Annotated in this window: 21 protein-coding genes and 1 tRNA gene; all 22 read right to left on the bottom strand. The window is 41.8% G+C overall.

The window, feature by feature from the left end; genetic code table 11:
* Positions 1-37: 37 nt before the first annotated feature.
* The gene (gene rpoC / locus F1644_RS16620; protein ID WP_087420805.1) at positions 38-4,282 is read right to left on the bottom strand and encodes a DNA-directed RNA polymerase subunit beta'; all 4,245 of its coding nucleotides are present in this window, start codon (positions 4,280-4,282) and stop codon (positions 38-40) included.
* A gap of 73 nt (positions 4,283-4,355) precedes the next feature.
* Complete coding sequence (gene rpoB, locus F1644_RS16615) at positions 4,356-8,168, bottom strand: DNA-directed RNA polymerase subunit beta (protein ID WP_118305291.1); 3,813 nt, start codon at positions 8,166-8,168, stop codon at positions 4,356-4,358.
* A gap of 93 nt (positions 8,169-8,261) precedes the next feature.
* Positions 8,262-8,639, bottom strand: a complete 378-nt coding sequence (gene rplL / locus F1644_RS16610) for a 50S ribosomal protein L7/L12 (RefSeq protein WP_018339636.1) — start codon at positions 8,637-8,639, stop codon at positions 8,262-8,264.
* A 42-nt stretch (positions 8,640-8,681) separates the two neighbouring features.
* Positions 8,682-9,200 (bottom strand): 50S ribosomal protein L10, encoded by a 519-nt coding sequence (rplJ, locus tag F1644_RS16605; protein ID WP_087420802.1) that lies wholly within the window; start codon positions 9,198-9,200, stop codon positions 8,682-8,684.
* Positions 9,201-9,229: 29 nt separating this feature from the next.
* Positions 9,230-9,925: a 50S ribosomal protein L1 gene (gene rplA, locus F1644_RS16600; RefSeq protein ID WP_027200808.1), complete on the bottom strand. Its 696-nt coding sequence runs from the start codon at positions 9,923-9,925 to the stop codon at positions 9,230-9,232.
* A gap of 24 nt (positions 9,926-9,949) precedes the next feature.
* The gene (gene rplK / locus F1644_RS16595) at positions 9,950-10,387 is read right to left on the bottom strand and encodes a 50S ribosomal protein L11 (protein WP_027200807.1); all 438 of its coding nucleotides are present in this window, start codon (positions 10,385-10,387) and stop codon (positions 9,950-9,952) included.
* 23 nt (positions 10,388-10,410) lie between these two features.
* Positions 10,411-10,959, bottom strand: coding sequence for a transcription termination/antitermination protein NusG (gene nusG, locus F1644_RS16590; protein WP_087420801.1), 549 nt, complete (start codon positions 10,957-10,959; stop codon positions 10,411-10,413).
* Between the two features lie 18 nt (positions 10,960-10,977).
* Positions 10,978-11,169, bottom strand: a complete 192-nt coding sequence (gene secE / locus F1644_RS16585) for a preprotein translocase subunit SecE (protein ID WP_027200805.1) — start codon at positions 11,167-11,169, stop codon at positions 10,978-10,980.
* Positions 11,170-11,188: 19 nt separating this feature from the next.
* Positions 11,189-11,261, bottom strand: a tRNA-Trp gene (locus tag F1644_RS16580).
* A gap of 90 nt (positions 11,262-11,351) precedes the next feature.
* Complete coding sequence (gene tuf, locus F1644_RS16575) at positions 11,352-12,539, bottom strand: elongation factor Tu (protein WP_087420800.1); 1,188 nt, start codon at positions 12,537-12,539, stop codon at positions 11,352-11,354.
* Between the two features lie 171 nt (positions 12,540-12,710).
* Positions 12,711-13,007 (bottom strand): ribosome hibernation-promoting factor, HPF/YfiA family, encoded by a 297-nt coding sequence (gene hpf / locus F1644_RS16570; protein WP_027200803.1) that lies wholly within the window; start codon positions 13,005-13,007, stop codon positions 12,711-12,713.
* Between the two features lie 18 nt (positions 13,008-13,025).
* The gene (locus F1644_RS16565) at positions 13,026-13,937 is read right to left on the bottom strand and encodes a tyrosine-type recombinase/integrase (RefSeq protein WP_118305290.1); all 912 of its coding nucleotides are present in this window, start codon (positions 13,935-13,937) and stop codon (positions 13,026-13,028) included.
* 66 nt (positions 13,938-14,003) lie between these two features.
* Positions 14,004-14,195, bottom strand: a complete 192-nt coding sequence (rpsU, locus tag F1644_RS16560; protein WP_118305289.1) for a 30S ribosomal protein S21 — start codon at positions 14,193-14,195, stop codon at positions 14,004-14,006.
* Positions 14,196-14,537: 342 nt separating this feature from the next.
* Positions 14,538-16,157 (bottom strand): PKD-like family lipoprotein, encoded by a 1,620-nt coding sequence (locus F1644_RS16555; RefSeq protein ID WP_118305288.1) that lies wholly within the window; start codon positions 16,155-16,157, stop codon positions 14,538-14,540.
* Between the two features lie 2 nt (positions 16,158-16,159).
* A complete protein-coding gene (locus F1644_RS16550) occupies positions 16,160-16,924 on the bottom strand; it encodes a DUF4843 domain-containing protein (protein ID WP_158572027.1) in 765 nt (254 codons plus the stop codon).
* An 11-nt stretch (positions 16,925-16,935) separates the two neighbouring features.
* A complete protein-coding gene (locus tag F1644_RS16545; protein WP_317147135.1) occupies positions 16,936-18,006 on the bottom strand; it encodes a RagB/SusD family nutrient uptake outer membrane protein in 1,071 nt (356 codons plus the stop codon).
* Complete coding sequence (locus tag F1644_RS16540) at positions 17,994-18,323, bottom strand: hypothetical protein (protein ID WP_317147134.1); 330 nt, start codon at positions 18,321-18,323, stop codon at positions 17,994-17,996. Before F1644_RS16540 ends, F1644_RS16545 begins: the two co-directional genes overlap by 13 nt.
* Positions 18,324-18,335: 12 nt before the next feature.
* On the bottom strand, positions 18,336-21,722 hold the full coding sequence (locus F1644_RS16535) for a SusC/RagA family TonB-linked outer membrane protein (RefSeq protein WP_158572028.1): 3,387 nt from the start codon (positions 21,720-21,722) through the stop codon (positions 18,336-18,338).
* 169 nt (positions 21,723-21,891) lie between these two features.
* Positions 21,892-23,013, bottom strand: a complete 1,122-nt coding sequence (locus F1644_RS16530) for a FecR family protein (protein ID WP_168044146.1) — start codon at positions 23,011-23,013, stop codon at positions 21,892-21,894.
* Between the two features lie 134 nt (positions 23,014-23,147).
* Positions 23,148-24,380 (bottom strand): thioredoxin family protein, encoded by a 1,233-nt coding sequence (locus F1644_RS16525; protein WP_118305283.1) that lies wholly within the window; start codon positions 24,378-24,380, stop codon positions 23,148-23,150.
* A gap of 70 nt (positions 24,381-24,450) precedes the next feature.
* On the bottom strand, positions 24,451-25,050 hold the full coding sequence (locus tag F1644_RS16520) for an RNA polymerase sigma factor (RefSeq protein ID WP_118305282.1): 600 nt from the start codon (positions 25,048-25,050) through the stop codon (positions 24,451-24,453).
* A 496-nt stretch (positions 25,051-25,546) separates the two neighbouring features.
* A complete protein-coding gene (locus tag F1644_RS16515; RefSeq protein ID WP_118305281.1) occupies positions 25,547-25,822 on the bottom strand; it encodes a tetratricopeptide repeat protein in 276 nt (91 codons plus the stop codon).
* Position 25,823: the final 1 nt, after the last annotated feature.

Here is a 25,823-nt window from a genome sequence, read left to right as displayed (position 1 = left end):
AACAATAAAGGCGCCCTGCGGCGCCTCTATCTATTCTTTATTTTTCCATCCTTTCGAGGTCCGCCTTAGAACCTACAATCAGACTTCTAAATTCTTTCATACCTGTTCCCACCGGTATCAAGTGACCGCAAATCACGTTTTCTTTCAAGCCTTCCAATGGATCGACTTTACCATAAATTGCAGCTTCATTCAATACTTTCGTGGTTTCCTGGAATGATGCGGCAGAAATAAAACTTGCCGTCTGCAATGCAGCACGGGTAATACCCTGTAATACCTGAGCTGAAGTTGCGGGTACAGCATCTCTAGCCTCTACCACTTTCAAGTCTCTACGTTTCAATTGTGAGTTAATATCTCTCAACATACGTACAGAGATAATCTGTCCCGGTTTCACCCGATCCGAATCCCCGGCTTCCAGTACGACCTTCTTACCGTAAATTGCATCGTTTTCTTCCATGAACTCACTCTTATCCACCACTTGATTCTCTAAGAATCTCGTATCTCCGGCATCTTGGATCAATACCTTACGCATCATCTGGTGTACAATGATCTCGAAATGTTTATCGTTGATCTTCACACCCTGCATCCGGTATACATCCTGTACCTCGTTCACGATATACTCCTGAACCTTAATCGGTCCCTCGATATTCAAAATATCAGTCGGGGTAATTGCACCGTCAGATAGCGGGGTTCCAGCACGTACATAATCGTTCTCCTGCACCAAAATCTGTTTTGATAAAGAAACCAGATATTTCTTCACCTCTCCGGCTTTTGATGTCACGATAATTTCACGATTACCGCGTTTGATCTTACCGTAAGTTACCTCACCGTCAATTTCCGATACAACGGCCGGATTCGACGGGTTACGAGCCTCGAACAACTCGGTAACACGCGGAAGACCTCCCGTGATATCGCCTGCTTTACCAACAGCTCTCGGAATCTTGGCAATGGTACTACCGGCAACAACCTCAGCTCCTTCCTTCACGACAATGTGGGCGCCTACCGGCAAGTTGTAACTCTTCACCGTGTTTCCTTCCGCATCATTGATACACAAAGCAGGCGCTTTCATCTTGTCACGGAACTCGATGATGATCATCTCCCTAAATCCAGTGGTTTCATCGGATTCTTCCTTATAGGTTTCACCCTCGATCAAGTTTTCCAACCCAACCGTACCGGAGAATTCGGTAATGATCAAAGCATTGAACGGGTCCCATTCGCAAAGCAATTCACCCTTGCTGATCTCCTGTCCATCCTTCACGAACAACTTAGCACCGTAAGGGATAGCATGAGAAATCAATATAATATTCGTGTTCTTATCCAATATACGCAACTCCGTCAAACGTCCTACAACCACGTCACAGGTCGTTCCGTTATCTTGCGTGTACTCAACAGAACGTAATTCTTCATACTCAACGTAACCATCATACTTCGCTTTCAAAGAGTTTTCGCTGGAAATATTTCCCGCAGTACCTCCCACGTGGAAGGTTCTCAATGTCAACTGAGTACCCGGCTCACCGATAGACTGTGCAGCGATAACCCCGACAGCCTCACCTTTCTCAACCATGCGGCTGGTAGCCAAGTTACGCCCGTAACATTTAGCACAAACGCCCTTCTTCGCCTCGCAAGTCAATACAGAACGAACTTCAACACGCTCGATCGGGGAGTTCTCGATAATATCGGCAACTACCTCCGTGATCTCATCTCCTGAAGCTACGATCAATTCACCCGTATTCGGATGATAAATATCATGCACGGAAACACGTCCTAAAATTCTCTCTGACAAAGAAGACACGATCTCCTCGTTATTCTTGATAGCCGAAATGGTAATACCTCTCAACGTACCGCAATCTTCCTCGGTAATCGTGATATCGTTCGCCACGTCAACCAAACGACGAGTCAAATATCCGGCATCTGCAGTCTTCAACGCAGTATCGGCCAAACCTTTACGGGCTCCGTGGGTTGAAATAAAGTACTCCAACACCGAAAGTCCCTCTTTAAAGTTCGCCAAGATCGGGTTCTCGATAATCTGTCCCCCGGTAGCACCTGATTTCTGCGGTTTTGCCATCAATCCACGCATACCTCCCAACTGACGAATCTGCTCACGAGATCCACGGGCTCCGGAATCCAACATCATGTAGATAGAATTGAATCCTTGGTCGTCCGCTGCCAATTGTTTCATCAACGTGGCGGTCAGGTTCGCATTCACGTGTGTCCAAATATCAATAATCTGGTTATATCTTTCATTATTGGTAATGAATCCCATGTTATAGTTCGCCATTACCTCTTCAACTTGGTCATATCCTTCTTGTAACAAATCTTGTTTGTTCTCTGGAACGATAACGTCTCCCAAGTTGAAAGACAAACCTCCCTCAAATGCCTTACGATAACCCAAATCCTTAATATCATCCAAGAATTTAGCCGTCACGTCCACACCGCAACGTTTGAACACGTCACCGATAATGTCACGCAACGCTTTTTTCGTAATCAACGTATTGATATAAGGATAATTTTTCGGGGTGAACTGGTTCAAAATCACACGACCAACCGTTGTTTTGATCATATGCCTGATCGGTTGACCGTCCTTGTCCACGTTATCAATCTTCACCTCGATTTCAGCATGCAAGTCTACGGCTCTCTCGTTGAAAGCGATAATCACTTCCTCTGGAGAATAGAACTTCAATCCTTCACCCTTCACGCCCTTTCTCGGTTTCGTGATATAGTACAAACCGAGTACCATATCCTGAGAAGGCACAGTGATAGGCGCACCGTTAGCCGGGTTCAAAATGTTATGAGAACACAACATTAAAATCTGAGCTTCCAGCACGGCCTCATTACCTAATGGTAAGTGTACGGCCATCTGGTCACCGTCGAAGTCGGCGTTGAATCCGGTACAAGCCAACGGGTGCAAACGGATTGCCTTACCCTCGATCAATTTCGGTTGGAATGCCTGAATACCCAAACGGTGCAGGGTCGGGGCACGGTTTAACAATACCGGGTGACCTTTCAACACGTTTTCAAGAATATCCCAAACGATCGGATCACGACGATCCACGATCTTCTTGGCACTCTTCACCGTCTTCACGATACCACGCTCGATTAGCTTACGGATAATAAACGGCATATACAATTCAGCCGCCATATCTTTCGGAAGACCACACTCGTGCATCTTCAAGTCCGGACCTACAACGATTACCGAACGTGCAGAGTAGTCAACACGCTTACCTAACAAGTTCTGACGGAAACGCCCTTGTTTACCTTTCAAACTGTCGGAAAGAGACTTTAACGGTCTGTTATTTTCAATCTTAACCGCGTTGGATTTACGAGAGTTATCGAATAATGAATCTACGGCCTCCTGTAACATACGTTTTTCATTACGCAAGATTACATCCGGAGCCTTGATTTCGATCAATCTCTTCAAACGATTATTACGGATAATCACCCGTCTGTACAAATCGTTCAAATCGGAAGTAGCAAAACGACCTCCGTCCAACGGAACCAACGGACGCAATTCAGGCGGTATCACAGACAACACCTTCACGATCATCCATTCCGGCTTATTAATTTCTTTACTTTCACGGAAAGCCTCTACGACTTGGAGACGTTTCAACGCCTCGTTCTTTCTCTGTTGAGAAGTCTCCGTGTTTGCTTTATTTCTTAAATCGTATGAAAGATCATCCAAATTCAAACGTTCCAACAACATGGAAATAGCTTCCGCTCCCATCTTGGCAATAAACTTGTTTGGATCATCATCATCCAGATATTGATTATCCGTCGGAAGCTTATCCAGAATATCCAAATACTCTTCTTCCGTCAGGAAATCCATCGTTTTGATACCGGAATCCCCCATGATACCCGGGTTTACAACCACGTATCTCTCATAGTAAATAACGGTATCCAGTTTCTTGGAAGGTAACCCTAACAAGTAACCGATTTTATTTGGTAACGACTTGAAATACCAGATATGAGCCACCGGAACCACCAACTGGATATGTCCCATACGCTCACGTCTAACCTTCTTCTCCGTAACCTCAACACCACAACGGTCACAAACGATACCCTTGTAACGAATACGTTTATATTTACCGCAATGACATTCATAATCCTTCACCGGACCGAAGATACGTTCGCAGAACAAACCGTCGCGTTCGGGTTTGTAAGTACGATAGTTAATCGTCTCCGGTTTTAATACAGCACCACTGGACCGTTCCAGAATTTCTTCCGGGGAAGCCAATCCAATAGCGATTTTAGTAAAATTTTTTACTTTATTGTCTTTTCTGAAGGCCATATTCTAGATTTTAGATTTTAGATTTTAGATTTACAATTACATGGATCGTAAATCTAAAATCATAAATCAACAATTATATTAAATTAACGCTCAATCCCAACCCACGAAGTTCATGCAACAACACGTTGAATGATTCCGGAATTCCGGGTGTCGGAAGAGGTTCACCTTTCACGATATGCTCGTAAGTTTTGGTTCTACCCATCACGTCGTCAGACTTCACGGTCAAGATTTCCTGCAAGATGTGTGATGCTCCGAAAGCCTCAAGAGCCCAAACCTCCATCTCTCCGAAACGCTGACCTCCGAACTGAGCTTTACCTCCAAGAGGTTGCTGCGTGATCAACGAGTAGGGTCCGATAGAACGAGCATGCATCTTGTCATCAACCATGTGTCCCAGTTTCAGCATGTAGATCACACCCACGGTTGCCGGCTGGTCGAAACGTTCTCCCGTTCCTCCGTCATACAGATAGGTGGTTCCGAATCTAGGCACACCTGCCTCGTCCGTGTATTTGTTGATATCGTCCAAAGAGGCACCATCAAAAATAGGAGTTGCAAACTTCAATCCCAAATTCTTTCCGGCCCAACCCAACACGGTTTCGAATACCTGTCCCAAGTTCATACGGGAAGGCACACCCAGCGGATTCAAACAAATATCAACCGGAGTTCCGTCAGACAAGAACGGCATATCCTCTACCCTTACCACGCGGGATACAATACCCTTGTTACCGTGACGTCCTGCCATCTTATCACCGATTTGCAATTTACGTTTCTTAGCCACGTAAACCTTAGCCATCTTGATAATTCCGGAAGGAAGCTCGTCACCGACGGTAGCGTTATACTTCTTACGTTTAATTTGTCCTTCGATCTCCTTGTACTTGATGATATAATTATGCAACAAGTCACGGATCATATCATTTCTTTGCTTATCGGTCGTCCACTTGTTCGGGTTGATTTGCAAGAAGTCCATGTTCTGCAACATCTTGTAAGAGAACTTCACTCCCTTCGGAACAATATCCTCGTTCAAGTAATTCTTCACGCCTTGTGAAGTCTTACCATTTACCAACTCGAATAATTTGTCGATCAATAAAGTAGTCAAATCTCCGACTTTACGTTGGAATTGTTCATCCAGTTCGGCCAAGAGGTTCTTGCCGGCAGCTTTCGTTTTCCGATCACTTACCGTACGCTGGAACAACTTCTTATCAATAATAACACCTTTCAATGAAGGAGAAGCTTTCAATGAAGCATCTTTCACATCACCGGCTTTATCACCGAAGATTGCTCTCAGCAATTTTTCCTCCGGACTAGGATCAGACTCTCCTTTCGGGGTAATCTTACCAATCAGGATATCTCCCGGTTGAACACGAGCCCCCACGCGAATGATTCCGTTTTCATCCAAATCCTTCGTGGCCTCCTCACTTACGTTTGGAATATCTGCCGTCAACTCTTCCAATCCACGTTTCGTTTCACGAACTTCCAGAGAATACTCGTCCACGTGAACAGATGTAAAGACATCATTCCGCACGATATTCTCGGAGATCACGATAGCATCCTCGTAGTTGTATCCTTTCCACGGCATGAATGCCACTTTCAAGTTCCGTCCGAGTGCCAATTCTCCCTTTTCTGAAGAGTATCCTTCCGTCAATATCTGCCCTTCTTCCACACGTTGACCTTTTCTCACGATCGGTTTCAACGTGATCGTCGTACTCTGGTTTGTACGTTGGTATTTCGGCAGGTAATATTCTTTCGTATCGGGTTCAAAGCTTACAAAAGCCTCTTCTTCCGTACGGTCATATTTAACAACAATTTTGCGTCCGTCAACAAAAGCGATCACTCCCGGGCCCTCTGCAACAACCTGTGTTCTGGAATCCTTGATCAAATTGGCCTCCAAACCGGTTCCCACGATCGGGGATTGCGGGGAAATAATCGGAACTGCCTGACGCATCATGTTCGATCCCATCAACGCACGGTTGGCATCATCATGCTCCAAGAACGGGATCAAAGACGCCGCGATAGATGCAATCTGATTCGGAGCAACATCGATCAGATCGACATCCTCTCCGGCTGCCAACGGGAAGTCCGCATCTTTTCTGGCTTTTACCCATTTATTCGTAAACTTGCCATCTTCATCGATAGCAGAACTTGCCTGGGCAATCACCAACTCCTCCTCTTCCTCTGCCGAATAGTAGCGTACCCCTTCCTCGGAAAGGTCCACGATGCCATTATTCACCTTACGGTAAGGTGTTTCGATAAATCCAAGATCGTTGATCTTAGCGTACACGCAGAGAGAAGAAATCAAACCGATATTCGGTCCCTCCGGCGTCTCGATCGGACACAAACGACCATAGTGAGTATAGTGTACGTCACGCACCTCGAATCCGGCACGATCTCTGGAAAGACCACCGGGTCCCAAGGCTGACATACGTCTCTTGTGAGTAATCTCGGCCAATGGATTCGTCTGATCCATGAACTGAGATAACGCATTCGTTCCGAAGAACGAGTTGATCACGGAAGACAAAATCTTCGAGTTGATCAAATCAACCGGGGTGAAAACCTCGTTGTCACGCACGTTCATTCTTTCACGAATCGTACGGGCCATACGGGCCAATCCCACGCCGAATTGATTATATAATTGTTCACCGACAGTACGTACACGACGATTACTCAAGTGATCAATATCGTCCACGTCAGTCTTAGCGTTCAACAAGCGAATCAAATATTTGATGATCTCGATAATATCCTCTTTCGTCAAGACACGGATATCCGGATCTGTTGCAAGTCCCAATTTCTTGTTTAACTTGTAACGTCCCACGTCACCCAAATCGTAACGTTTATCAGAGAAAAACAACTTGTCGATCACATCGCGGGCAGTAGCCTCGTCAGGCGGCTCCGAACTACGCAATTGCCTGTAAATATGTAATACAGCCTCTTTCTCCGAGTTACAGGGGTCTTTTTGTAACGTGTTATATATAATGGCATAATCTGCCAGATTTTGCATCTCCTTGTGAAGAAGGATCGTCTTCGCACCTGACTCGACAATCGCATCAATATGCTCAGGCTCCAGTACTGTTTCACGGTCAACGATAATCTCGTTACGCTCGATAGAAACAACTTCACCGGTATCTTCATCAACGAAATCTTCAATCCAAGATTTCAAAACACGAGCAGCCAACCGTCTACCAACGACTTTCTTCAACCCCGTACGGGAAACATTCACTTCATCAGCCAGACCGAATATTTCAAGAATATCCTTATCCGTTTCAAAACCGATAGCTCGTAAAAGAGTAGTTACCGGTAATTTTTTCTTCCGGTCGATATACGCGTACATCACGTTATTGATGTCCGTGGCAAACTCGATCCAGGAACCCTTGAACGGAATAATTCTAGCGGAATAAAGCTTCGTACCATTCGCATGAATACTCTGCCCGAAGAAAACACCGGGAGACCTGTGTAACTGAGAAACGACCACTCGCTCTGCTCCATTGATCACGAAAGTACCTTTCGGGGTCATGTAAGGAACATTTCCTAAATATACATCCTCGATAACGGTATCAAAATCTTCATGTTCCGGATCTGTACAGTACAACTTCAGTTTCGCCTTCAAGGGTGCGCCATAAGTCAATCCCTGACCCAGACACTCCTCGATCGTGTAGCGAGGCGGATCTATAAAATAGTCCAAAAATTCCAAAACAAAGTTGTTCCGAGTATCAGTAATAGGAAAATTCTCCTTGAAAACCGTGTAAAGGCCTTCATTCTTTCTGTTCTCAGGCGTGGTACCTAATTGAAAAAAGTCCTTGAAAGACTTTAATTGCACTTCAAGAAAATCAGGGTATTCCAACTGATTCTTTATCGATGCAAAGCTTATTCTATTGTTTGAATTATATGAAGACATCTATTATTTTTTTTGAACCTAAACAATCATAACAACAAAATGGTTTAGAGTCCACATGAGACTCTAAACCTGGAAAAACCAACCGGTTTTATTTTATTTAAGTTCAACTTCAGCTCCTGCTTCTTCTAATTGAGTCTTCAACGAGTTAGCCTCTTCTTTAGAAACTTTTTCTTTCAATGGAGCCGGAGCCTTGTCAACTACTTCTTTAGCCTCTTTCAATCCAAGACCGGTCAATTCTTTCACTAACTTAACAACAGCTAATTTAGCAGCACCAGCTGATTTAAGAATTACATCGAATTCAGTTTGCTCTGCTTCAGCGGCAGCAGCACCACCAGCTGCAGGAGCAGCAACAGCTACAGCAGCAGCTGCAGGTTCGATTCCGTACTCTTCTTTTAAAATGTCAGCTAATTCTTTTACGTCTTTTACGGTAAGGTTTACTAGCTCTTCTGCAAGTTTTTTCAAATCTGCCATTTCTATACTATTTAAAATTGTTTGTTTACTAAACTATAAAAATTATTCTTTTTCAGAAAGTGTTTTAACAACACCAGCGATGGTATTTTGTCCGGATTGCAATGCGGAAATAACATTCTGCATCGGTGCCTGCAACATTGCGATAATGTCCGCAATCAACTCCTCCTTAGACTTGATACTGATCAACGATTCAAGCTGATCCTCGCCAACATAAGCACATTCTTCTACGAATGCGGCCTTGAATACCGGTTTGTCTTTAGTCTTACGGAATTCTTTAATCAGTTTTGCAGGACCGTTTCCGGTGTCGCTCAACATGATCGCACTATCGCCTTTCAACGCGGAAAAAATTTCCTCGTAGTTGTTGGTAGCGTTTTCCAAAGCCTTTTTCAACAACGTGTTCTTCACTTGCACCAGTTTGATGTTAGCATCAAAGCAAGCCCGACGCAAAGCCTGAGTGTCTACCGCGTCAAGACCGGAAATGTCACTAACATACAAGTGCTTGTAAGAATTCACTTGCTCCGTCAAGGTTTCTATTACGACTTTTTTATCTTCTTTTTTCATACTACTGAAGTCCTTTTTAGATTACTACATTAATCAAGTAAAGTCTTTTGGTCTACTTGAATACCGGGACTCATCGTACTTGACAGATACACGCTCTTGATATAAGTACCTTTAGCGGCAGCCGGTTTCAATTTATTGATCACGTTCAAGAATTCTCTAGCGTTCTCCATAATCTTGTTCGGCTCGAATGTAACTTTACCAATAGAAGCGTGAATAATACCGAATTTGTCAACTTTAAAGTCGATCTTACCAGCCTTCACCTCGGTTACTGCTTTCCCGATTTCCGGGGTTACAGTACCACTCTTCGGGTTTGGCATCAATCCACGAGGACCCAAAATTCTACCAAGAGCACCTACTTTACCCATTACAGAAGGCATCGTGATGATAATATCGATGTCGGTCCAGCCGCCTTTCAATTTTTCGATATATTCATCCAATCCAACGTAATCGGCTCCGGCAGCCTTAGCTTCTTCCACCTTGTCAGGCGTACACAAAACCAAAACTCTTACTTGTTTACCGGTTCCATGAGGTAAAGTACATACACCGCGTACCATTTGATTGGCTTTACGCGGGTCTACACCCAGTCGAACGTCCATGTCAACTGACGCATCAAACTTCGTGAAAGTGATTTCCTTCACAAGCTGTGCGGCCTCGTCGATAGAATATACTTTTCCACCTTCGATCTTCGCTAAAGCTAACTTCTTATTTTTTGTCAGTTTACTCATTACGTTTGAAGTGTTACAAGTTCATTAAAAAGGTCTGTCACCGGTTACGGTTATACCCATACTTCTGGCGGTACCAGCTACCATACTCATTGCTTTCTCGATTTCAAAAGCGTTCAAATCTTTCATCTTGTCCGTAGCGATTGCTCTCACTTGATCCCAAGTGATAGAGGCCACTTTCTTACGATTGGGCTCTGCGGAACCGGATTTGATTTTAGCAACTTCCAAAAGTTGAATAGCAACAGGAGGTTGTTTTGTAATAAAATCAAACGATTTATCACCATACACCTGTATAATTACCGGGATGATCTTTCCTGCCTGCTCTTGAGTTCTAGCGTTAAATTGCTTACAGAAGTCCATGATATTGACTCCCTTAGAACCTAACGCCGGTCCTACTGGAGGCGAAGGATTAGCAGCTCCGGCTTTAATTTGCAGCTTGATAATAGCTTCAACTTGTTTTGCCATGATTGTTTTTAATCAAATAATTGTTATTCTTTTTCTACCTGCATGAAACTTAATTCGAGTGGTGTTTTCCGTCCGAAAATCTTGACAATTACTTTCAAGCGTTTCTTGTCCGTATTCACCTCCTCTATCACACCGGTAAAACCATTAAACGGTCCGTCAGTCACTTTAACTGACTCACCAACGAAATAAGGGATACTTATTTCTTCTGGTTGTTCCGCAAGTTCATCTACTGTACCCAAGATCCGGTTTACCTCTGCTTGTCGCATCGGTACAGGGTCTCCTCCTTTGGTTTCCCCCAGGAAGCCGATCACATTCGTGATGTCACGAAGTATGTGAGGGATTTCTCCAACGAGTGCGGCCTCGATCAACACGTAACCCGGATAAAGATTTCGCTCACTGCTATACTTTTTCCCGTTACGCACCTGATACACCTTCTCTGCAGGTACTAAAACCTGTGAAACGTAATCCTGAAGCCCTAAACTGGCGATTTCGTTCTCGATGTACTCCTTTACCTTCTTCTCTTTTCCTCCAATGGTCCGAAGTACATACCATCTTTTTTTCATTTCAGCCATGTTAGACCTCCAAGATTTTTAGTAAAACAAATTATATATACCGGTCACGATATGTCTGAACGAAAAATCCATTGCAAAAATGCACAACGCTATGATAACGGAAGCAATCATCACAATTGTTGCACTACTCTGGAGCTCAGACCACGTGGGCCAAGTTACTTTATTCACCAGCTCGTTATAAACATCTGATATATAACTTTTAATCTTCATTTGTTCTATATTTAATTTGCACGGGAGGAGAGGTTCGAACTCCCGACCCTCGGTTTTGGAGACCGATGCTCTACCAACTGAGCCACTCCCGTGTGTGAGCCGACCGAAGCCGGCTCATTATTTTAAATTTTAAATTTTAAATTGCGAATCTACAATCTAAAATCATTAGATCTAAAATTGTATTAGTCTAAGATCTCTGTGATCTGACCAGCACCTACAGTTCTACCACCTTCACGGATAGCGAAACGCAAACCTACGTTACAAGCAACCGGAGTGATCAACTCAACAGTGATTGTCAAGTTATCACCAGGCATTACCATCTCACGTCCTTCTGGAAGAGTGATTTCACCGGTAACGTCCAAGGTACGGATATAGAATTGAGGTCTGTATCTGTTGTGGAACGGAGTGTGACGACCACCTTCTTCTTTCTTCAAGATATAAACCTCAGCTTTGAATTTATCGTGCGGTTTAACAGAACCCGGTTTTGCCAATACCATACCACGTTTGATCTCGTCTTTGTCGATACCACGAAGTAACAAACCAACGTTATCACCAGCCTGACCTTCGTCAAGAATCTTACGGAACATCTCAACTCCGGTACATACGGTTTTCTTACCATCAGCACCCAAACCGATAATTTCCAACTCATCACTCGTGTGAACGATACCAGTTTCGATACGACCGGTAGCAACAGTTCCACGACCAGTGATAGAGAATACGTCCTCAACAGGCATCAAGAACGGTTTATCAACGGCACGTTGCGGTAACTCAATCCAGTTGTCAACTGCATCCATCAACTCCATTACTTTCTCTTCCCATTTTGCTTCTCCGTTCAAAGCACCAAGAGCAGAACCTAAGATAACCGGAGTATTATCTCCATCATATTGATAGAATGACAACAACTCACGAACTTCCATCTCAACCAACTCCAACATTTCCGGGTCGTCCACCATATCCACTTTGTTCAAGAACACAACGATTCTCGGAACGTTTACCTGACGAGCCAAAAGGATGTGCTCACGAGTCTGAGGCATCGGACCATCAGTAGCGGCACAAACTAAGATAGCACCGTCCATCTGAGCAGCACCAGTTACCATGTTCTTTACATAGTCGGCGTGTCCCGGACAGTCAACGTGTGCATAGTGACGATTTGCAGTCTGGTATTCAACGTGAGAAGTGTTAATGGTGATACCTCTCTCTTTTTCTTCCGGAGCGTTATCGATAGAATCGAATGAACGTAATTCAGAAAGACCTTTTTTTGCCAATACCGTAGTGATAGCAGCCGTCAAAGTAGTTTTACCGTGGTCAACGTGACCGATAGTACCAATATTTACGTGTGGTTTGGACCTGTCAAAATGTTCTTTAGCCATAACTCTAAAACAATTTTATTATTAAACAATTTATCTCAATAACTCAATTTCATGCAAGTAACTCGCTGTTTACCTGAAAATTACCCAGACAAGTGCGAGAAAACCCATTTAATTTGGCTTGCAAATGTACAAATTAAAAATCATATCTCACAATAAATGAGATCATTTTTCTTAATTTTCTCTTTTTTCTTTCGCTTTAACAAGTTGTCTCTTTAATACATCGTACAACTCGTCCACTGTTTCTTCAAAAGTTTTCGCATTCTTTTTAGCGAACACGTCTTGCCCTTTGACATCAACATGCACCTCGGTCAACTTATTTTCCAGATGATCGTCTTTTTCCAATTTCAACGTAACATCTATACTCATAATTCCGTCGTGATACTTCTCCAATTTCGAGAATTTCTTATTAATGAACTCCTCCAGCACTGGATTTACTGAAAAACCTACAGGATTAATTCTAATGTCCATATCGTTTCCTCCTATAATTTATGCTCGTGGGTGAGCTTGTTTAAAAATCTTCAACATCTTCTCCACAGAGTTGTGAGTGTACACCTGGGTTGCCGCCAGACTGGAATGTCCCAACAATTCTTTAATTCCCTGAATCGGCGCACCGTTATCCAACAGATGCGTGGCAAAAGAATGTCGCAACACGTGCGGGCTGCGTTTTGCTAAAGAAGTGTGTGATTCCAGTTCTTTCGTCACCAAACGATAAACGAAATTAGCATAAAGCGGCTTTCCCTTATCGGTCACGAAAAACAGATCATGCTCCCCTTCCACCACGCGGCTCCGGGCATCCAAATAACATTCAATGTCCTGTATCAACTCGGTCATGATCGGGATTTCTCGCCATTTTCCACCTTTCCCGAAAACACGAATACAACGCCGTGAAAGATCAACATTCCCAACCTTCAATCCAACAATTTCAGAACGCCTCATTCCCGTATCATAAGCCATCAACAAGATCAAGAAATCTCTTAATCCGGAAAAACCTTTCTTTTTTTCCGCATCATCCAGCGTACATTCCATATCCTCTTCCCTCACGAAAACTGGCAATCGCTTCGGCAATTTCGGTCCGCTGATATTCTCGGCGGGATTCATCTCTATCACTTTCTCTTTTACAAGGAAACGAAAAAACGCCTTTATACTGCTCAACTTACGCTTACCGGAAGCAGCACTTAACTTCCCTCTGGTACCGTTCACCCTCAAATCTCCCCTCATCTCTGCCACGACCCATTCTCTAACGAGCTTGGTCGTCACTCGAGAAAAATCCTCATTATTCCTTTCCAATCCACAAAATTCGTAGAACTGATACAAATCCGCCTTATATGCGATGATCGTATTTTCCGAATAACGTTTCACGCTACTCAAATACTTCAAGAACAATTCTATCTGCATCATTTCTACTATTTTAATAACGTAAGCAAGTTACGTTTTTTGTTTGGAAAAACAAAGAAAGTGATCGATTTATTCTTCCGCTTGTTGCAAAGATTGACGATAGACAGCCTTCATCCGGGCCATTCTATTTCTAATAGACGGTTTGGTGAAAGCCTGACGATCTCTCAGCTCTTTAATCACGCCGGTTTTTTCGAATTTTCTTTTGAATTTTTTCAGTGCTCTCTCGATATTTTCGCCTTCTTTTAATGGTACAATTATCATGATTTATAATTTAAAAAAATGAATACTTATTTTATAATAAAAAAATCCGGCAACACCATAATGTGCTGCTTACTAATTAAATATATGTATATTTTTTACTATCTCAAAAATAATTGACCACCCCCTTTCAAGCGGATTGAAGTTCATATTTAACAATTCGAAAACTGGGCGCAAAGATAAATCAATTAATCGAGATATAAAAATAAAATCTTACTTAGCCACACGAAATTATCATCGTTCTCAGTATCATTATGGATAACAAAAGAAAGCCTGCCGTTGATTGGTTTAAATTCAACAGCAGGCTAATCTGGCTGTTTTCTGTATTACATCAAAGACTTTCTCCTAAATAAACACAAAATCAGTAATTTTTCCAAATCCAGTATGCACTTGTTTCGCCGAATAATGTTCACTATCAGATCCGATATTACCCGTCGGGGCTAAATTTAATACCACAAATTCTCCGGTTCCGTCTTCCATTTCAAAAGCGATTCCCAGGCTATAAAATGTATCAAATTCATATTCGTCATAAGTACTTTTATCATCTTTCTTACATTGTCTGGCAAACTTCATCTTAACTGCTTTCCCTCCCGGATGGGAATAGATCGCAAGCGCCTGTCCTCCTTTCTTTTTAAAATCCAAACGATAAATCGTATTACCTGAACTATAAAATATAATTCCATTATATAGCGCACTAGATGCAAAACAACTATTTTCATCCAAACCACTAGGTATGTTGATTGAATAGTAACCGGTAAAATTAGGATCCATACCGTAAATTATACCATAAGGGTAAAACTCATAAATAAAACATTGCTCCTCATTTTTCGCCAAGCCATAAGCATATACATCTTCGTAATATCCATCAATACCCCCCAATAGATATCCACTACCTACCCACAAAACCTTTTGGTCAACAGGCAAATTATTAGGATCTACATCCTTTACATTCTCATCATGCTCAATAACTGCCTTGATTTTCTTTTTATTATGCGAGCTATTAAACGCAGGCTTTCCCCAAGAAGAGCTGGGCTTATTAGGTTCATAAAAAGCAAAACGATGCCCAGCCTCGTCATACAGCAAAGAGCCCGTTCCCGCTTTCGTTGCCAAAGTAATTCTCGTCATTCCGATCAATTCTGATGTTGGCTTATAAATATGCCCTCCGGCAGGCGTTTGATACAAATTTTTACCGGATATTAAAAGTGCTCCCGACCTACCGGAACCATCTGCCAAGGTAATATTTTGAAAACCAAAATCAGTTATTTGATTATAAACCATATTGCGAAGAGAATCCATCTTTTGAAAACGTTTCCATTGACAATAGATTCCAGCCTCATCAGGGTCATCCGTGAATACGGTAAACGTATTTTGATAAATCCCCGATCCATACTCCGGATAATATGTAAGATATCTCATTAAGGCAAGTGGCTTTCCGGCCAATTTTTCTCCGGTTTCAGCATAATAGGCATCCTCCTGCACCAGCATTTCACCTCCAACATACTCAATAGCTCCTAATTCCGTTTGCCCATCTTTACTATGTAACACCATCCATGCCCCATCGTAAGGTTTCACAAACTTAATTTTCGTATTTCGCCGATAGCTCAAGCCTGTTGTTTTGTCATGAACAATCAATCGGAAATAATGCTCATATTTAAAATCATCCGCTTCGGTATCCCAGCGAAAACGTAATGTACGCTCCATACTGACCGTATCATACTCCTTATGTCCCCACATCGACTCGTTTAACGTCGAATGTAACCACATAAACTCCAAATTATCCTCATCTTTCAATAAAGACTGGGATAAGTCTGGATCTAACGTAAAAACCGTATCAGTCAAATGCACAGGATATAAATCCTTCAAGGAAATCGTCAAGGCATTCACCTCCTGATAATCATAATTCCCCTTATCCTCATAACAGGCCGCCAAAAGCAGACCGATCACTATATAAAATAATCTTTTCATAATTAAACATCTAAATTAGGAAATTCTATTTCTCTACCCGTATTTTCATCAATTAAAGGCTTATTCTTAGGATCTTGTCTATAACTCTCATAATCCGTATAAAAAGAATTACCTTTTCTCAGTTCTGTAAAATTCGAACTATTCTCCCACTCATTTAAAGAGACCTCATGATAACGGGTGATCAAATAACGTATTTTTGTCTCGCTATATTCCCCCAAATAATTGCTATAATAATCTCTCCACTCCTCTTCACTTGTCCCCCATAATTTCAGACTTACCGAATCCCGAACCGTCAATCTGAATACCTGCCGCTCTGAAATTCCGGCTTCAAAATCCGACTGATCATAGTCAAACTCTAGATTCGTCGAATAAACTGTTCCTCGTGTTGCCGGACGTCTTATCTCCACACTGAATGTGGCCACACTACTATCAGCAGATACATAATAATCATCCAAAAACGCCACATCCACACCATGTTCACCAGAAGATACCGGTTTAAACACAACTCGACGAGGATAATCCGTCGTCACTCCACTGACTTTTACCCCGATAACAACTGTATCTGCTCTCAGGGAATCCCCATCCACATTAATACCGAAATTCTTATTATAGTGAAAGAAAGAAGTATCATCCGTCCAAAGCTTCCCATTCTTTCCCATAAAATTAATCTGACCACCTTCTCCGTACTCCACCATTTTATATTCCTGACAACTACACACCCAAACGATAATTGTCACCCAAAGGGTATATCTTAAAATTCTTTTCATATTCCAGTCCATTAATTCGTTTGACCAAATAAAACCTCATTTTCCGGCCACGAAAACATGTAATTACTCTCAGTCATATTTTCCAGCGGACAATGTAAGAAAGTCCGGTAGCCATGACGTTTATAAAAATAAAATAATTGTCCTTCTCCATAAAACTCTTTCCGGTACTCTTTTTCAATCTCATCCAATAGATTCTGTTCCGTACACTCCACTGGTGAAAGAGCACGCATATTCCTCACTTGATTCAGCCAGACTTCCGCATCTGCAGGCTCATCCTCACATTCAGCCATGATATAATACATTTCCGACAAGCGCACTAACACGATCGTTCCCTGCGTGGAAACCCACAAATTTTCCTGTTCATACTTTTTCATCGTGATACCATTTGTCGAATAATTAAATGCCACCCCCGGACGCACCCTTACGTCCTGCGCTCCTTCGTTATCGATATCAAACAATTCATTAAAAAAATCTTCTGATTTAATAGAATAGTGCCCGGCCAGCTTATTATCTTTATTGAAATCATCCACGTAAATAGAAAAAAGAATCTCCTTTGACCTTAGCGGATCGTTTGTATCACCTATTAAGTCAAAATAAGAACTGCTAATCACCTCGTTTGCGTATTTCTTTGCCTCGGTTTTATTCCCGACATAAAGATAGGCTCTCGCCAACAACGCTTTCACAGCATACAAGTTCATCCGTTTATGACGGTAGGTCAAAAAGCGATCACCAGCCATACTTTCCTCTTCCGACTCTTTGGTCGGGAAATCGAAATTCAAAGGATCTGTTCCGGTCAACAAAATCTCAGCAGCTTTCAAGTCTGCAATAATACTATCCATCACCACGTTCGTTGGCTGTATTACAGCAACTTCCGAATCGAACTGAGTCCGGTAGGCTATTCGTTTCGTTGCTGAATTACAATTTATCGGCCCATACATACGTAACAAATCAAAATGCAGGAATGCACGTAACCCTAACGCCTCACCTTTGATAATCTCATAATAGTTTTCCGTCGTCAACACTTGTTTCTTTGCGTCACAATAATATAGGAGGTTATTCACATTGGCAATCAAATTATACATATTTCCCCAAATTCTCTCTGTATACTTTTCCGTCTTTGTCGAGGGAAGGAATACCACAATGCATTCTGATATCCATCACTTGTTGTGTTCTGATAGCGTTGTCCTAAGACATCCATAAAACCTATCGTCAAATCTTCTCCATACAAGCTGGATTGAGCCATCTTGATATACAAACCGGTCAAGGCCTCTTTAAATCCCAACTCCCGGCTAAACAACTCTTCTTCTTCAACCATGGTCTTTGGTTCGACATCCAACCAATTCGAACAAGAAGAGAAGAAAATCATTCCCAAACAAATACTAATTATATATTTTCTCATATTCCATCATTTTTAAAATATCAAACTCAATGACATTGAAACCGAACGAGAGAATGGATAGTTAATACCACGTTCCATCTTCACGGTAGAAAAACGACAAATATCTTCCATATACATCCCGATCGTCGCTGAAGTAATTCCCAAACGATTCATCCAACCAAATTTTTGACTATCTGCCCTGTAAGACAAATTTATCGTGGAAAAATAAAATTCATTGTCATCCATCACAAAACGTGAACTTTCCTTGGTCGCCGTCTTGTAAATATTACCATCTATCGCTTTAAAAAGCACCTGATCTCCGGGTTTCTGCCAACGGCTATATAAAGCTCTCCGATCCGCATTCAAACGTAAGTTAGCATTTTCAACCTTATTAATCAATGTCGAGTTGAACACCTGACCGCCAAAATGATATTGCCCCGCTAAAGTCAGGCTAAACCCTTTATAAGTAAACGTCGTGGATATCGTTCCGGCAAGTTTGGGCTCCGTATCTCCCACCGGAACCTGATCTACTGAAGAATATTCATTCGTTAACCGACCGTCTCGTGTCAGGAATACTTCTCGTCCGGTCTGGGGATCAATTCCCATGGAACGTACAGCCCAAATAGTAGTTTGTGAATAACCGTTTTCATACCGAGGTAATGGTTTACGCTCTGCTCTTTGAGTTCCATCCTCATTCGTATCCCCATCAGCAACAGCCATTTGTTTCTCATTCAACACCTTCAATGCGTTTGAAATCTCTTCAATCCGGGATTTATTATGCGCTCCATTGACAATTATATCCCAATAAGCTTGCTTAGAAGGATCACTATAAGGCCTTACACGCAAAGATATTTCATACCCCTTATTGGAAATCTTTCCTAAATTTTCCTTCATCGTGGAGAAACCGATAGAAGGAGCCATTGAATAATCCAACAAAGTATTCTTCGTGTATTTCTCGTAATACTCCAATTTTGCACTGAAAATATTATTGAACAGGGTAAAATCTAACGACACGTTATAATTTTGAGTTTGTTGCCATTTCAAATCCGGATTTCCCAGCCCATAAATTTCCGCACCAACAACATCCGACCCCTTATAAGTCTGCATCAAATTGGAATAAGTATACATCTGTAACGACTGATAAGGTGTAAAACCCTGCGACCCGGTGATTCCATAAGTACCTCTCACGACCAGCTCATCAAATATTCTCAGATTTTGAATAAAACTTTCTTTGTCCGCATTCCAACGTACACCGGCAGACCAGAAGGGAGCATAACGATTATTCTTACCAAACTCCGAAGAAGCATTGACACTCATACTGTAGTCAACCGCATAGCGCTGTTTCCACGCGTAATTCAAGGTCATGATATAAGCCAAAGACCGAGTTGTATTCTCACTACCTGATGTATTCTCGTATTCCGCTCCCATATAAACTTCACTCAGCTTATCATTCGGAAAACCTTTCATAGACAATACATTCGACTTTGAAACATTCTCGTTAATACTGTAACTAACATTCGCCGACAACAAATGATCTCCCCACACTTTATTATAAGCTCCGGAAATTCTCAATCGATAAGTCGTATTTTCATTCTTAGTCCAATCATAACTTCCCTTTTCTGCCGGATCTTTTACCTCGTAGAAGTCATTATGTGCGGCAGATTTGAACACCTCTACTGTACCGTCCCCCCTTGATAAAGAAAAATCCAAGCTCAAACGTAAAGCCTCTATCGGCAAATACTCCACTCTCAACGCTTCCCGTAGTTGAAAACTCCGACTCTCGTTCTTAGATTCGAACAATTTGTTATAAAGTGGATTCAATATGGGTTTTGTATATTGTCCAACCCAACTATTAACCGTCTGACCATCTCCAACCCGTCCATCATCCAACACCTGCTTAATATTACCATTTTCATCCGTTTTACGGTAGTAAGGATTCACCAATGCATAATCAGAAAAACTTCCGTAAGGAGATTCCCGTGTTCCATTAGAGTAATCCACCGTCAATGAATTATTAATCATAATTTTACCATTACGGTAATTCAAATCGATTTTTCCGGTTTTTGTATCTAAATTCGTTTCCTTCATTACGCCGGGAGCCAAGTTTGCCCCTACATAAAGTTTATATCGCAAAGTCCTATCACCCCCCTCTACCGTCAGTCCGTGACGATGTGCAAAAGCAGTCTGCACCGGCTCGGCCAACCAATACGTGTTCACCCCGCTCAACACATCCTGTTTTATCTTATTATAATAACTCTGTAACCCCATATCATCCATACTCTGGTAATATCCGGCCAATTCTTCTACCCTCAACTTTTCCTCTGCGTTCATCAAATCGTAAACGCTCAAATCCGACCATTCTAACTTATAATTACCGTTGTAAGTAAACCGCAATTTTCCGGGAACCGGAGCCTTCGTTTCTACTACGACAACTCCATTGGCCGCTTCAGACCCGTAAATAACAGTCGCTGCGGCATCCTTTAGCAAGGTAATTGATTCCACCTGTTCCGGATCTAAATCCATAATAGCTGTTGCACTTACTCCTATCACGCCATCCAACACGAATAAAGGCTGATTAGGGCGACTATTAGCATCACCACGCAGCACAACCACATCATCTGACGTGTAATTTCCTAAACTAGCCTGTCCACGCATCTGAAAATCAGGCACGGCATTAGGATTGGATCCTGCTATATTGCTTACATTCATTTTAAATCCAGGATCCATCATCCCCAAAGCTTTCAAAACATTTCCAGAGGACATCTTTTTAAGCTCCTCCCCGGAGACCTGCGTTGCCGAACCGGTAAATCCTTCTTTTTTACGCATGAATATACCTGTTACCACCACTTCCTCCATCTCTTTCGTATCCTCTTCCAAAATGACATCAATCTCCGTACGAGAACCGGGACGAATCTCCTGTGATTTCATCCCAACAAATGAAAACACCAACACCACTTCTTTCATTTCCGGAATCTCCAACACCCATTTCCCATCAATATCCGTAGCGACACCCAAGGAAGTTCCTTTAATAGTTACAGTCACACCCGGTAATGGTTCTCCATTTACATCCTTCACCGTCCCCTTCAAGCTCGTCTTTTGCTGCTGCACCTCACTTTGCGCTTGCTGAAAGGGCTTTATGATCACGATTCCATCCAAGAACTCGTACGTGTACGTCTTTCCCAATAAACGTTGTAACGCCTCTTTCAACGACACGTTTTGCAAGTCCAACGATACCAGTTGATCCACGTCCACCACTGAATGTGAAAAGAAAAAATCCATTTTCGTTTGCTTCTTCAGTTGAGAGATGGCTTCAGCTAGCGAAACATTTTCCACTTTTAATGATACCGTTTGATTCTGAGCTTCAACCGCAGCCTGCAGTTGAAATACAAAACAACACATCAAAAACAAAGTTAATTTCATACTCAAAAGAATTTTTCGGCAAGGAATTTTAAGTCCAACACCATCGATTCGAAATTTATTCATATTTTTGTAATTAAAGTTTGACATCTTCCGGATGTACTTCCAAATCAGCCGGAAAATTATTTAAGCTCACCGGTATCTGTTACCAGCAAATACCGGTTTTCTTTTTTTAATTCACCACCACAGTCTGCCCCTCAACCGAGAATTTCACATTCGTCGTCTTTTCTATTATAGATAGAATTTGTTCTATCGTATAATTTTTCAGAACCACTCCTGTAAATTTTTCCTGTTTCAACTTTTCACTCACAAAGAAAAAATGCATACCATACCATCTTTCCAGCTGAGCCGCAATTTCCTGTAAAGACTCTTTCTCAAAATAAAATTTACCATCTACCCACGAAGTGTATAATGAAACATCTACATCGTATACAGACAAATGTCCATCCTTTAACCGTGCCTGCTGGTTCGGGAAAAGAATTACCCGTTTCGTCACGGCACGATCACTCACCTCTACTTTTCCATCCACCAAAGTCGTTTCATACACACCATCCACACGGTGAGCGTTAATATTAAAACGAGTTCCTAACACCTTTACGCTCATCGAACCAACTTTCACAACAAAAGGATGTTCAGTATCTTTCACAACATCAAAAAAAGCCTCTCCCTTCAAATATACTTCTCGTGTACTATCAGAAAAAGTAACCGGGAACTTCAGCTCACTTCCGGCATTCAAATGAACACAGGTACCATCTGCCAGTATTACCTGGTATCCTCCTCCGACAGGTACAGATAAAACATTATATTTTACCTTTTTATCCATTGAGACCTGTTGTTGGGTTGAATAATCCACCTTCCCTTTATTTACTTGTATTTTCCACGTGTCCTCCCGTAAGCTTACACTATCCTGTCCGTTTAACACAACTTGCTTACCATCGCTCATTCTCAATACAACTTGCAGTGAATCTTCCCGTCTTCCCTCGGTTAAATGAGCCTCAACATCTTCATTATACACCCTTAACATCCAGACACTTCCCAACATCACACCCAACATACAAGCCGCCGCACCCAAACGCAAGCCGATTCGCTGATATCTTGCTCGTCGAATCTTACCAAATGCTTTTTTATAGTCATACTTCCTACGCTTTTTCCACTCATTCTCCAGATCATCAACGAAAAAGAGCCTATGTTTCTCTACTTCTGACATTTCTTCCTTTTCCTCGTCTTCAGTAGCCTCCTTTATCATCTGCAATAACTCTCGTTGAGCTTTCCGATCTATATCTTCCCATTCCATGATTTAATTTTTTGTACTAATAAACGCAAGAATATTAAAAACGGGTGACAAGATTGAGAAAAAACAATTAAAATTCCGATGGTTATTTTCTCTTCACTTATCTACCGAACAAGAAAAATGCATAAATCAATCCATTAACTATTATTTCGGATTCGCATCAGGCGTTCATTTCTCTTTTTTTGCCCCTCCTGCATATATTGTTCCTCTTCCACTTTTGACTTGGCCGCACCCTCGGTATCCCCAATTTTAATTTGTAAAAGAGCTTTAGAATTCATCAATTTAGCCTTAGAAGAATACTCATTTGTTGACATACATAGCAAATCAATCCACTTAATACCCTCTTCTAATAATGCCTTGTCCTCACTCCGAGACAATGCCTCAAAATTACGCTGCAAATATCGTCCTTTACTAACAACACTACGGAACATATTATAACCTAACACCTCCTTCATTTTGTTCAACAATCCCCGGAAATCTCTTTCACGGACATAACCCGCCGTATAAAGGTTTGCTAACCCGGTAGGAGCTGCAACAAAGAAATCAATATTTTGCAAGTAGTCTATTAATGCCCTATTACGGCCTTCATCAAAAGCAACACCCGATTCCGGATCCCAATCTACTAATTGTCCCACAGCCACATTAATACAATACTCCAGCTTATCATCAATTACAACTTTACTTGCCACCGTATAAAATTTCGAACGATTTTCCATCACCTGCTTTAATGGGGCAGACAACGGATCTTTTACATATTGATTGATTAACCCCCATCCTTCTTTCGTCATTAATTCCTCCAGAGACAAGGTATTCAAATATTCCACCGCAACCTTATCAACTTCATCTTTCTGATACGCCGCAGCCAGCGTGGACATATAGGCTATTAAAAACTCCGCACTTCTCTCCCCCGCAGCATAACGTTTCATCATACCACGAAGATTATTTTCCCTGTCTTTCGCCTTTTCACCCTCAGCAATCAGTTCTTCAGCCTTCCGGGCCCCTACGATACAATGAGCAATTTCTTGTGTCTCGGGATCAACGAACACCAGCGTCGGAAAAGCCTTCACTCCAAATTTGTCTTTTAGCATAACACCATCGACATCCTTTTCCATGTCATATTTCGTATTCACAAAATTTTCATTAAAGAAATCCGCAACAGCATCTTGAGTAAATATCTTACTTGCCAACATCTTACAGGGCCCGCACCAGGATGTATAGCAATCAATAAAAACCAACTTCTTTTCCTTCTTGGCTTTTTTTACAATTCTTTTCCACTCTTTCGTTTGTTCAAAATTAATACTTCTATTCTGAGCATTAACACTCCATGTTACTGCTACCAACAACAGCACTAAAAAAACTAATTTTTTCATCTTTCCTATTTTAATCATTACGCCTTTAAACGCAAGAAAATTAAAAACGGGTGACAAGATTGAAAAAAAATTAGCAATCCAGAAACGACTTTAACGATTCTGGCTTATGGCCGAATAACAAGAAAAGTAGAACGGATAAATCTCCTTCATCAAAATGCTCCCTCACAAACAGATATGCTCTTTTTTTCTGTGTCTTTACAGAATTTTCACTGATTCCCAACTGAACGGCAATTTCTGCAACTTTCAATCCCTTCAAAGATGCCCGCAAAACATCCTGTTGTTGTTGAGGCATCAGAGCTAACACCTCATAAAAATGACTAATGATCTCCTCACGTAAAGCCGCAACACGAGCCTCCTCTTCATCGTCCTCAAAACTATCCGGTAAATCCTGCAACACTCGTTCCCGAGTCCATTTTTCACGCAATACACTAATGGACGCATTGTAAACGCTCTTGTACAGCCATGCGGTCAAGGATGCCAATTTAGGAAACTTTATTGGTGCATGCCACATACGAATTAGACATTCTTGGACAATATCCTCTCCCACCGCCACATCACCCGTCAATCGTTCTGCATAGCTGCATAAAGACGCATAATAATAACGATAGAGTTCTTCCCAAGCCTTTTCACTCTTCCTGTTCACTTCATCCAAGAAAGTCGCATCTCTCATATCAACACGCTAATTTTCCGACAAATATAGAAAACAAATTTGCAAGAAAAAAAAGAATCAATATCAAAGAGTGTAAAGCCAAGTAACATTGGGGAGGGAACTCGCTCGCCGCTGTCATCCCCCTTCTCATAGACTTCCCCCTCCTTACCTGCCCAACAAGTCTATTTTTCCAGATAGCTAATATACTACACCACACACTCAAATTACAAATACAATCGTATAAAAAATCAATTTTATCGAAGATAAATGCAGGACGAATGCTCTGTGGTTTAAATGAACTATCAGCAAACAACCAAGAGAAGCATAGATTGGCATAGCTTAAAGCCAGTGTAATACCAAACTTTTACCAAAGTAATAATCTCCTCACGCCCTTTCAACTCCCTTCCATCGCCCTTTCATAACCCATTCCCAATAAGCGAGCAACGGAGCGAAAAGTTGGATGAAAGAATCATGCGAGATTATTACTTCGGTATTTCAAGAGAATTACGGGGGTACATCAGGGATTCAACAAGTCCTTACAATAATAATCAAGAATCCCGTTAATCATATCCAGATAGGCCTTCGCCTTTGTATTTTCAGGATTTATACGCATCACCTCATTCAGATGGTTTATCGCTTGCGTTGTCTCCCCCATGGCATTATACACCACTCCCAGTTCCAACAGCACGAGTTCCCGTTCTCCTTCATTCTGTTCCAACATTTGCCGGAGCATGGCAATTGCACCTTCCCGATCGCCTTGTTTTGCCAGTTGTTTTACTTCTTCTATATTCATT

The organism is Butyricimonas paravirosa (assembly GCF_032878955.1).
Taxonomy (GTDB): domain Bacteria; phylum Bacteroidota; class Bacteroidia; order Bacteroidales; family Marinifilaceae; genus Butyricimonas; species Butyricimonas paravirosa.
This window is presented reverse-complemented; position numbering and strand designations above follow the sequence as displayed.

Excerpts from the sequence above, each read along its gene's own strand:
- F1644_RS16535 (WP_158572028.1), bottom strand. The coding sequence starts at position 21,722 with ATGAAATTAACTTTGTTTTTGATGTGTTGTTTTGTATTTCAACTGCAG.
- rpoB (WP_118305291.1), bottom strand. The coding sequence starts at position 8,168 with ATGTCTTCATATAATTCAAACAATAGAATAAGCTTTGCATCGATAAAG.
- rplA (WP_027200808.1), bottom strand. The coding sequence starts at position 9,925 with ATGAGTAAACTGACAAAAAATAAGAAGTTAGCTTTAGCGAAGATCGAA.
- tuf (WP_087420800.1), bottom strand. The coding sequence starts at position 12,539 with ATGGCTAAAGAACATTTTGACAGGTCCAAACCACACGTAAATATTGGT.
- F1644_RS16515 (WP_118305281.1), bottom strand. The coding sequence starts at position 25,822 with ATGAATATAGAAGAAGTAAAACAACTGGCAAAACAAGGCGATCGGGAA.
- F1644_RS16540 (WP_317147134.1), bottom strand. The coding sequence starts at position 18,323 with ATGAGAAAATATATAATTAGTATTTGTTTGGGAATGATTTTCTTCTCT.
- nusG (WP_087420801.1), bottom strand. The coding sequence starts at position 10,959 with ATGGCTGAAATGAAAAAAAGATGGTATGTACTTCGGACCATTGGAGGA.
- F1644_RS16555 (WP_118305288.1), bottom strand. The coding sequence starts at position 16,157 with ATGAAAAGATTATTTTATATAGTGATCGGTCTGCTTTTGGCGGCCTGT.
- F1644_RS16565 (WP_118305290.1), bottom strand. The coding sequence starts at position 13,937 with ATGATGCAGATAGAATTGTTCTTGAAGTATTTGAGTAGCGTGAAACGT.
- F1644_RS16530 (WP_168044146.1), bottom strand. The coding sequence starts at position 23,013 with ATGGAATGGGAAGATATAGATCGGAAAGCTCAACGAGAGTTATTGCAG.
- F1644_RS16520 (WP_118305282.1), bottom strand. The coding sequence starts at position 25,050 with ATGAGAGATGCGACTTTCTTGGATGAAGTGAACAGGAAGAGTGAAAAG.
- hpf (WP_027200803.1), bottom strand. The coding sequence starts at position 13,007 with ATGGACATTAGAATTAATCCTGTAGGTTTTTCAGTAAATCCAGTGCTG.
- F1644_RS16525 (WP_118305283.1), bottom strand. The coding sequence starts at position 24,380 with ATGAAAAAATTAGTTTTTTTAGTGCTGTTGTTGGTAGCAGTAACATGG.
- F1644_RS16545 (WP_317147135.1), bottom strand. The coding sequence starts at position 18,006 with ATGTATAATTTGATTGCCAATGTGAATAACCTCCTATATTATTGTGAC.
- rpsU (WP_118305289.1), bottom strand. The coding sequence starts at position 14,195 with ATGATAATTGTACCATTAAAAGAAGGCGAAAATATCGAGAGAGCACTG.
- rplL (WP_018339636.1), bottom strand. The coding sequence starts at position 8,639 with ATGGCAGATTTGAAAAAACTTGCAGAAGAGCTAGTAAACCTTACCGTA.
- rpoC (WP_087420805.1), bottom strand. The coding sequence starts at position 4,282 with ATGGCCTTCAGAAAAGACAATAAAGTAAAAAATTTTACTAAAATCGCT.
- rplK (WP_027200807.1), bottom strand. The coding sequence starts at position 10,387 with ATGGCAAAACAAGTTGAAGCTATTATCAAGCTGCAAATTAAAGCCGGA.
- secE (WP_027200805.1), bottom strand. The coding sequence starts at position 11,169 with ATGAAGATTAAAAGTTATATATCAGATGTTTATAACGAGCTGGTGAAT.
- F1644_RS16550 (WP_158572027.1), bottom strand. The coding sequence starts at position 16,924 with ATGAAAAGAATTTTAAGATATACCCTTTGGGTGACAATTATCGTTTGG.
- rplJ (WP_087420802.1), bottom strand. The coding sequence starts at position 9,200 with ATGAAAAAAGAAGATAAAAAAGTCGTAATAGAAACCTTGACGGAGCAA.